The sequence below is a fragment of the Iodobacter sp. BJB302 genome, assembly GCF_002735645.1.
Taxonomy (GTDB): domain Bacteria; phylum Pseudomonadota; class Gammaproteobacteria; order Burkholderiales; family Chitinibacteraceae; genus Iodobacter.
Genome location: NZ_PDZG01000027.1, coordinates 47,819 through 55,714, shown reverse-complemented (window position 1 = coordinate 55,714; position 7,896 = coordinate 47,819). Strand labels below are relative to the sequence as shown.

9 protein-coding genes are annotated in these 7,896 nt (G+C 45.8%); 5 read left to right on the top strand and 4 right to left on the bottom strand.

What is annotated here, in order from left to right:
* Window positions 1-130: 130 nt before the first annotated feature.
* Window positions 131-1,510 (top strand): hypothetical protein, encoded by a 1,380-nt coding sequence (locus tag CSQ88_RS10580; protein WP_099398070.1) that lies wholly within the window; start codon window positions 131-133, stop codon window positions 1,508-1,510.
* A complete protein-coding gene (locus tag CSQ88_RS10575; RefSeq protein WP_099398069.1) occupies window positions 1,507-2,154 on the top strand; it encodes an OmpA family protein in 648 nt (215 codons plus the stop codon). Before CSQ88_RS10580 ends, CSQ88_RS10575 begins: the two co-directional genes overlap by 4 nt.
* 76 nt (window positions 2,155-2,230) lie before the next feature.
* Here CSQ88_RS10575 and hslO read toward each other — a convergent pair whose 3' ends face one another.
* From hslO to orn, 4 genes are all read right to left on the bottom strand, one after another.
* Window positions 2,231-3,100 (bottom strand): Hsp33 family molecular chaperone HslO, encoded by an 870-nt coding sequence (gene hslO, locus CSQ88_RS10570; RefSeq protein WP_099398068.1) that lies wholly within the window; start codon window positions 3,098-3,100, stop codon window positions 2,231-2,233.
* A 66-nt stretch (window positions 3,101-3,166) separates the two neighbouring features.
* The gene (locus CSQ88_RS10565) at window positions 3,167-3,763 is read right to left on the bottom strand and encodes an MFS transporter (RefSeq protein ID WP_099398067.1); all 597 of its coding nucleotides are present in this window, start codon (window positions 3,761-3,763) and stop codon (window positions 3,167-3,169) included.
* Between the two features lie 34 nt (window positions 3,764-3,797).
* A complete protein-coding gene (locus tag CSQ88_RS10560; RefSeq protein ID WP_099398066.1) occupies window positions 3,798-4,277 on the bottom strand; it encodes a CinA family protein in 480 nt (159 codons plus the stop codon).
* A 247-nt stretch (window positions 4,278-4,524) separates the two neighbouring features.
* Window positions 4,525-5,097: an oligoribonuclease gene (gene orn / locus CSQ88_RS10555; RefSeq protein ID WP_099398065.1), complete on the bottom strand. Its 573-nt coding sequence runs from the start codon at window positions 5,095-5,097 to the stop codon at window positions 4,525-4,527.
* A gap of 43 nt (window positions 5,098-5,140) precedes the next feature.
* Here orn and CSQ88_RS10550 point away from each other — a divergent pair, with 43 nt between their 5' ends.
* The 3 genes from CSQ88_RS10550 to rsgA all read left to right on the top strand — a co-directional run bounded on the left by CSQ88_RS10550 (window position 5,141) and on the right by rsgA (window position 7,738).
* Complete coding sequence (locus CSQ88_RS10550; protein ID WP_099398064.1) at window positions 5,141-6,388, top strand: M48 family metallopeptidase; 1,248 nt, start codon at window positions 5,141-5,143, stop codon at window positions 6,386-6,388.
* 40 nt (window positions 6,389-6,428) lie between these two features.
* Entirely contained in the window at window positions 6,429-6,746 is a 318-nt protein-coding gene (locus tag CSQ88_RS10545; RefSeq protein ID WP_099398063.1) for a 4a-hydroxytetrahydrobiopterin dehydratase, read from the top strand.
* 113 nt (window positions 6,747-6,859) lie between these two features.
* Window positions 6,860-7,738 carry a ribosome small subunit-dependent GTPase A gene (rsgA, locus tag CSQ88_RS10540; RefSeq protein WP_099398062.1) on the top strand — a complete coding sequence of 293 codons (879 nt, stop codon included), beginning with the start codon at window positions 6,860-6,862 and terminating at the stop codon, window positions 7,736-7,738.
* The last annotated feature ends 158 nt before the right edge of the window (window positions 7,739-7,896 follow it).

The following is a 7,896-nucleotide window of genomic DNA, read 5'->3' as shown; positions in this document are numbered from 1 at the left end:
GACTCGGAACTGGAGCTGGCAAGATGAAGTGCAATTGAACCCCGACCGGGCTATTGAGCCTAAAACAAGCGAGGAATTACAGGTCGCTTAAATCGTAAAAACATCTCAACTATCTTGACAATTACCGGGAATGACCATCTATCAAGTCAACAAAACTGCAAAAGCAGAAAATTGGGAAAACAATTGGAATGGGGGAACTATAAATGATAGTTCTGATGACCTTGATGCAGAGCACGGCTCAGTAAGTGATATTAGCCATGCCGTAGCAACAAAATGGGAAAAGCTATCTGAAGCAATGCCAGGAATTTTACTTATCCTCGGCTTATTAGGTACATTTTTAGGCCTAGGAATTGCTCTAAATAAAGCATCAAGTATTCTAAGTGCTAGCTCAGCAGCTGGCATGGATGAATCTATGAGTCATTTAATGGAGATGATGCAAGGTTTAGGTACAAAATTTAAAACCTCAACCTGGGGAATTATTTCATTTCTTACATTAAAAGTTTGGTTTTCAAAAAATGACTTTGAAGAGCAACGCCTACGTTGGTGTATCAGAAAAGTAAAAGGTGAATTAGATTCTAAACGCCTCAATGAAACGGCTAATAAACAAAATGAACAAGCGCAATTTATAAGTGCAATCCAGCAGCTAGGAGAACATTTATCCGATTCGTTCCAAGTAGAAGCGATTGCTAGCCGTGAAGTTTTACAACAAAGCAAAGCTGCTCTAAGTGCAATCACATCATTACTAAAATTACAATTAGATAAAAATGAAACTATCGCACAACATAGTTTAGCAACACGCAATACTCTGCAAGATTTTGTAGTTAAAAATTTAGAAAATTTAGGCTCTATGAAAGAGTCTTCATCAGACATGGCTAAAGCCGCGGCTAAGGTAGGTGACTCTGCAGGCAAACTACAATCAGTCATTAGCAATTTTGACGATGGAGTTAAAGATGTATTGCAGACCCTAAAGAAAGATCTAGGTGATACTATTTCAGACATGAGTAATAGTTTTAGTAGAAATATGGGCGAGATGTCAGGAAATCTTAACCAAGCCACTACAGGAATTGCAGATGCAGTAAATAGTCTGTCAAATAGCGTTGGCGAAACAATGAGCTCTGTTGAGAACTCCATTGGTAAGTCACAAAAAATACAAGAAAAAGCTGCCGGAGAATTTGAAACTACAAGCATTAGTTTAAATGAAAATATAGAAGCAATGACCCAATTAGTATTAAAACTACAAGATAGCATTAAGTCAGGCTTAAAAGCCGTATCTGACAGTAATCAAAAAGTATCTTCTTTAAACTCTCGCTATTCAGACATAACTGAAAAATCTGATGTAACAGTTAATAAAATTCAAGAATTTGTAGAGCACTTAAAAAGTGAAAAAAATACTGAAAATGCAAAACTGGCCCTCAGTAAAATATTAAGTGCAATAGATAAACTTGAGCACGGGGTAATCCTTTCAATAAAAAACAATAGCAATAGAAGCATTCCGGAATTAATCAAATGAAAGACAAGCCAAATGAATGGGTATCAATCTCTGATTTAATGGCGGGTGTAATGGCTGTTGTTATGCTTTTGCTTGTTATGTCTGTATTGCAAAAGACCTATGCGGATCTAAAGCATAAAAAAGAAATGGAAGAAAGCTCAGTTACGCAAAAAAGTAAAGTTTCTGCCATTTTGACTGACTTAAAATCTTCACTTAATAAACAAGGGGCTGCAGATTTAGTCTCTTTTGATATTGATGCAGGCAGAATTACACTTAAAGATAATGTATTTGAACGAGGTAGTGCATGTATTACTGCCGAGGCAAAAACAGCCATTGCCAGTGTGGAGGAAAAAATTGCTAAATATTTAACAGAAGTAAAAGGGGCACAGGTTTTTATTAATGGGCATACAGACAATATCCCCGTGTCCAAACCTGTCACAGATTTTTCCCGTTTTTGCACTGTATACGATGACAACTTTACCCTTTCTGCCGCACGTGCACGTGAAGCTCGCAAATTACTCATTGGTAAACTAGCAGAAGAAAAAGCAAAAGAGATTATTGTTGCTGGATATGGGGACTCTCAACCCTTAAAAGGGATTCCACATAGTGATGCAAAGAATCGCCGAGTAGAAATTAACTTTTCCTTTAAAGGGCTTGAACCTTAAAACCCAGTAATAAAATATAAAAACCGCCCAATCAGCAGCATTGGGGCGGTTTTTTTATGGCTAAATATTACAAATATCAATGCAACTGCGGATTCACCTCTGTAATCCCGTGGCCAATAAAGAGCTGGGTAACGTCTACTTGGTCGAACTGGTATTTTTCGTTGCAAAATTCGCAGCCCACATCCACATGGCCGTGTTCGGCAAGCAGGCCTTCGATTTCTTCTTTGCCTATCATTTTCAGCATGCCGCCGACGCGCTCTCTGGAGCAGGTGCAGGCAAAGCTTGGGCTAACAGGATCGAAGATGCGGACTTTTTCTTCGTTATATAGCCGGTAAAGCGTTTCGCGCAGCGGTAAGTTGAGCAGCTCTTCATCTTGAATGGTTTGCGATAGCGCGTTGACGCGGTCCCAACCATCGGCGTCGCCGTGGCCATCTGGCAGCTTTTGAATGAGCAAGCCACCGGCGGTTTCGCCATCTGCAGCCAGCCATAGCTTGGTATCGAGCTGCTCGGAGCGCTGCATATAGGTTTCGATGATTTCGGCCACGCTTTGGCCTTTTTCAAAGCCCACAATGCCTTGGTAGGTTTCGCCGTCTTGCGGATCAATCATGATGGAGAACTGGCCTTGGCCGATCAGCTCGGCCAGCGTGGCGTCGTTGGCAATCAGCCCTTCCCAGCGTGCTGTAGCACGCATGGTCATTTCGCTGGTGCATTCCACCACCAGCATTTTAAGCGGGCCATTGCCACGTAATTGCATGACCAAAGTGCCATCTAGCTTGATGGTGGCGGTGAGCAAGGCGGCGGCGGCTAGTAGCTCGCCGATGCGTTTTTGCAAGACCGGCGGGTAAGGGTGGCGGGTGAGTACTTCTTTGTAAGTGGCGTCCAATTGCACGATTTCGCCGCGTACTGGCAAGCCATCAAACAAAAAACGCTCTAGTGAATCTTTCATGTTTTACTCTCTACCTAAAAAGCTGCAATTCGCCAGTCAAGAGGCTACCGAACCACAATATATTTATTATTTGCCCGTTTTTGCAGTGGCAGTTTGTACCCGGTTTACCGAATAGCTGGTCATCGGCATCGATGAGCTGACATCAAAAGCACAACCAGCCTCAACGCCAATACGTGCGATATCGGCAGCGCTTAAATCCGGATTATCGTAAACGGCATTCATCGCGCCAATCGCATAATCGCGGCCGCTGCCTATGCCCCAGAAACGCTGGTATTCATAAACTTCACGCAGGCTGTATACAGCAAAAATGCCGTGCGGGTTAGCCATCAGCACGGTCATTTGGCTGGATTCGTAAGGATCGTCTTCTTCTTCGTCTACTTTTAAAAAGAAATCGTCTTTAAGCTTGGGGTGCAGTTTTCTAAAGCTTTCAAAAATGGCGGGCCTATCGCTAAAGTCTAAGTTTTTTACTTTTTTAAGCGCGGCCTGCAAAACCAAATCATGTGCAGCACTGCCTGCAATCGAAAAATAACCATCGTGCGCGGCAAAAATTTTATTCCAACATGCATCGTCACCCGCACCAAGGCGAGTGTCGCCAAACGTAGACTGGCTATCCGCCGCAATGGCGATTTGATCGCCTTTTTTAACGACAACTACCGTGGTCATTTATTTTCCTTCATTTCTTTTTTTCAGAGTCGTTTCAATCTTGCTCTTCAATCAACTCAATCAGGCGAATCAGGGCATGACGTACGGTTTGCATGCGCACTGCGGCTCTGTCGCCATCAAATAATTCCTGCTCGGTGATAATCCCTGCCGGCCCTGCAAAGGCAAAGCAAACGGTACCCACCGGCTTATCAGCGCTGCCCCCTGCGGGGCCTGCCACACCACTCACAGCAACACCCCATTCAGCTCCCGCCAAATGACACGCCCCCTGCACCATGGCTGCAACAACAGGCTCACTCACGGCACCAAGCCTTGCGATAAAATCCGGCGGAACGGCGAGCATATCCATTTTGGCTTCGTTGGAGTAAGTAATAAAACCGCGCTCAAACCACGCCGAGCTGCCTGCCACATCGGTGATTTCGCCGGCAATCAGGCCGCCAGTGCAGGATTCTGCAGTTGTAACACTCTGGCCACGCGCCAGCAGCAAGCGTCCGAGTTGTGTTGCTAGTACCAACATGGGGGTGACACCTTTATATTTCAAACAAACTCTGAAGACAGGCAGGATATGATGCCCGCGCGGCTGAAAATAAAACGCCGCTGCGCGGGGGCATCACAGTCACTGATCATCAAAATGCTTCAGCTGAATACTGAGAAAGCAACACCTGAATCCACAGAAAATACAGAGATTCACAGATAAGATTGTTTGCTCTGCAGTTCAGGAGTTGCGGCCAGGGCGATGGGAAAACCCTGCCCGGCCCGCTTTTTTAAACCCCGGCTGCAACCGCCACCGCTGGCTCACGAATAAAGTTTTCGCGGTAGAACTTCAGCTCATCAATCGATTCCTGGATATCTGCTAATGCCGTATGCGCGCCACGCTTTTTAAATTGTTTGGCAACTTCTGGCTGCCAGCGTTTGCACAGCTCTTTAAGGGTAGAAACATCCAGATTGCGGTAGTGGAAGAATTCTTCCAGCTCAGGCAGGTATTTCACCAAGAAGCGGCGATCTTGATGGACCGAATTACCACAGAGTGGTGATGCGCCCTTAGGTACATATTCTTCCAAGAAGGCGATGAGTTGCGCTTCGACGTCGGCCTCCGTAAAGGTCGATGCTTTTACTTTATCGATTAAGCCCGATTTGCCGTGAGTGTTTTTATTCCAATCATCCATTGCATCTAAAATACTATTGTCCTGATGCACCACAAACACGGGGCCTTCAGCAATCATATTCAGATTGCTATCGGTAATAATGACGGCAATTTCGATCACGCGCTCTTTCTCGGGATCAAGCCCAGTCATCTCCATATCAACCCAGATGAGGTGGTTCTTGTCTTGTGGCATACTTGGCCCTATTCAACACACAAAAATGCTATTTTACCCGTAAATGAACGCAAATCAGTTCTCCCTCCTCTTTCTGTTTGCCTTAACGGCCAGCGTAATATTGCAACTCTGGCTGGCAATGCGCCATATCAACCATGTAAAACGCCACAGAGGCAGCGTTCCTGCTGAGTTTAGCGCAGAGATCACCCAAGCCTCGCATCAGCGCGCCGCCGATTACACTGTGGCAAAAACACGTTTTGGCATGATCGTTACTCTGTTTGAAGCCATGCTTTTGGGTGCATTTACTTTGGGCGGCGGGATTGAATGGTTGAACCAGCTGATATCAGGCTGGTTTACCTCATCGCTTTGGGCGGGCGTAGCCCTGATTATGGGCATTACGCTGATTCATAGCTTAATCACTCTGCCATTTACTCTGATTTCCACATTTAAAATTGAAGCTGGCTTTGGCTTTAATAATATGAGCGCCCAATTATTTATTGCCGACACGCTTAAAACCACCGCTGTGGCCACCGTCATTGGCCTGCCACTTTTAGCTGGCGTGTTATGGCTGATGGAGCAAATGGGCACATATTGGTGGCTATGGGTTTGGGCCGTATGGGTGGGCTTTTCACTCTTATTAATGTGGGCTTTTCCAACTTTTATTGCGCCTATTTTTAATAAATTTGAGCCGCTGTCTGATCCGGATTTAAAAGAGCGTATCGAATCGCTGTTAAGCCGCTGCGGTTTTAAAACCAATGGTATTTTTGTGATGGATGGCTCTAAACGCTCCAGCCATGGTAATGCTTATTTCACCGGCCTTGGTAAAGCCAAGCGAATTGTGTTTTTTGATACCCTGCTCAAGCATTTAAATGCCAGTGAAGTAGCCGCAGTCCTAGCGCATGAATTAGGCCACTTTAAGCATCGCCATATTGCCAAACGCATGATTTGGACCTTTGGCCTGATGCTGGGCATGCTGTGGGTTTTAGGCCAATTAAAACAAGAGTTATGGTTTTATCAGGGGCTTGGCGTCAGCAGCCAATCCACGGCAACAGCACTGCTGCTGTTCTTTTTAGTGATGCCGGTGTTTACCTTTATTTTTGCCCCGGTCAGCTCAATGTCTTCGCGCAAACACGAGTATGAAGCGGACGCCTACGCCGCCAAACAAGAATCAGCCCATGATCTGATTAATGCGCTGGTAAAGCTTTATCGCGATAATGCCGCCACGCTGACGCCCGATCCTTTGCACAGCATGTTTTACGATAGTCACCCGCCTGCAGCATTACGGATCGCAGCTTTGAAAAAACTGAATTAGACTAATTGCTAATATTGATCCCCTCAGAGAGAGAATAAAAATGCTAAGCACAGAAAATTGCCAGGACGATGCCGCTAAACTCAGTGAAGTTGAAGCAGAAATGCTCTCTACCGATTTGCAGGATTGGATCGTTACCGAAGCCTATCTTGAGAAAACGTTTCGCTTTAAAAACTTTTATGAAACCATGGGCTTTGTAAACGCAGTCGCTTGGATGGCCAATCAGCAAGATCACCACCCGGATCTGGATGTCAGCTACAGCCGCTGCCGCGTGCGCTGGAATACCCATAGCGCCAATGGTGTCAGCCGTAATGATTTTATCTGTGCCGCACGCTCAGACGCACTGCATAAGAAAAGCTAAGCTTTTTCCGGGGCCAGCGCTCGGCCCCGGTATTTACTCGTATTGATGGCATTTGCCTGAATGATTTATCTGCGTTGCCCTCCTGGAACGCCCTCACTTTAAAAAGCAACTACATGACCGAAACAGCCCGTATCGTCGCTAGCCACGGCAAGTCTTATATTATTGAATGCGCGGGTGGCAAGCGCCTTCGGGCCAGCACCCGTGGTAAAAAAACGGATTACTCCTGTGGCGACTTAGTCGATATTCAAATTTTAAATGATGAACAAGCCGTTATTGAACGTGTTTTAGAACGCAAAACCCTGCTATACCGCTCGGATGCATGGAAAAGCAAGCTGATTGCCGCCAATGTCACCCAGCTGATTATTGTGGTGGCTTCAGAGCCCAGCTTTTCAACCGAGCTGATCAGCCGCTGTGCCATTGCCGCCGAAGCCGGTGGCATTCAAACACTGATTTGCTTAAATAAATGCGATTTACCCTCAGCAGCGGCCGCCAGAGAGCGCCTGGAATACTTTGTAAACCTGGGCTACAAGCTGGTAGAGATTTCAGCGCTGGATAATATCGCGCCATTGCGTGATTCATTAGTCGGGCATATTTCTGTGCTGGTAGGGCAGTCAGGAATGGGTAAATCCACCATTACCAATGCCCTTCTGCCCGATGCCAATGCCCGGGTCAATGAAATCTCGGTTGCGCTGGATTCTGGTAAACACACCACCACGAATGCTACTTTTTATCATCTGGATGCCGAATCAGCGCTGATCGATTCGCCCGGCCTGCAGTCATTTGGCCTGGCACATATTACGGCCCAGGATTTACCCGCATATTTCCCGGAGTTCAGAGAGCGCATTGGCACCTGCCGTTTTCATAACTGCCGCCACCGCCAAGAACCCGATTGCGGTATGCGTGCGGGGGTGGAAGAAGGCACGATCAGCCCGCAAAGGCTTGCTCTGCTTCATCGCTTACAAGATGAATTAAGCTCTGGCAGCCGCTATTAAATAAAGCAGCAGCACTTTATGTATGTTTGAGAAATGCACAGCCTAAGCTAAGCTAAGCTAAGCTAAATAAGAAATTAAGCTCAAAATATCCCGTATCCATATTTTATTTTGCAGAATGCGATTTACTCTGCAAGCGGCTTGGTTTCTTATTTTATATG

What these genes read in the sequence shown, in the direction of transcription:
- CSQ88_RS10580 (WP_099398070.1), top strand. Translation starts at nt 131, where the DNA reads ATGACCATCTATCAAGTCAACAAAACTGCAAAAGCAGAAAATTGGGAA.
- CSQ88_RS10575 (WP_099398069.1), top strand. Translation starts at nt 1,507, where the DNA reads ATGAAAGACAAGCCAAATGAATGGGTATCAATCTCTGATTTAATGGCG.
- hslO (WP_099398068.1), bottom strand. Translation starts at nt 3,100, where the DNA reads ATGAAAGATTCACTAGAGCGTTTTTTGTTTGATGGCTTGCCAGTACGC.
- CSQ88_RS10565 (WP_099398067.1), bottom strand. Translation starts at nt 3,763, where the DNA reads ATGACCACGGTAGTTGTCGTTAAAAAAGGCGATCAAATCGCCATTGCG.
- CSQ88_RS10560 (WP_099398066.1), bottom strand. Translation starts at nt 4,277, where the DNA reads ATGTTGGTACTAGCAACACAACTCGGACGCTTGCTGCTGGCGCGTGGC.
- orn (WP_099398065.1), bottom strand. Translation starts at nt 5,097, where the DNA reads ATGCCACAAGACAAGAACCACCTCATCTGGGTTGATATGGAGATGACT.
- CSQ88_RS10550 (WP_099398064.1), top strand. Translation starts at nt 5,141, where the DNA reads ATGAACGCAAATCAGTTCTCCCTCCTCTTTCTGTTTGCCTTAACGGCC.
- CSQ88_RS10545 (WP_099398063.1), top strand. Translation starts at nt 6,429, where the DNA reads ATGCTAAGCACAGAAAATTGCCAGGACGATGCCGCTAAACTCAGTGAA.
- rsgA (WP_099398062.1), top strand. Translation starts at nt 6,860, where the DNA reads ATGACCGAAACAGCCCGTATCGTCGCTAGCCACGGCAAGTCTTATATT.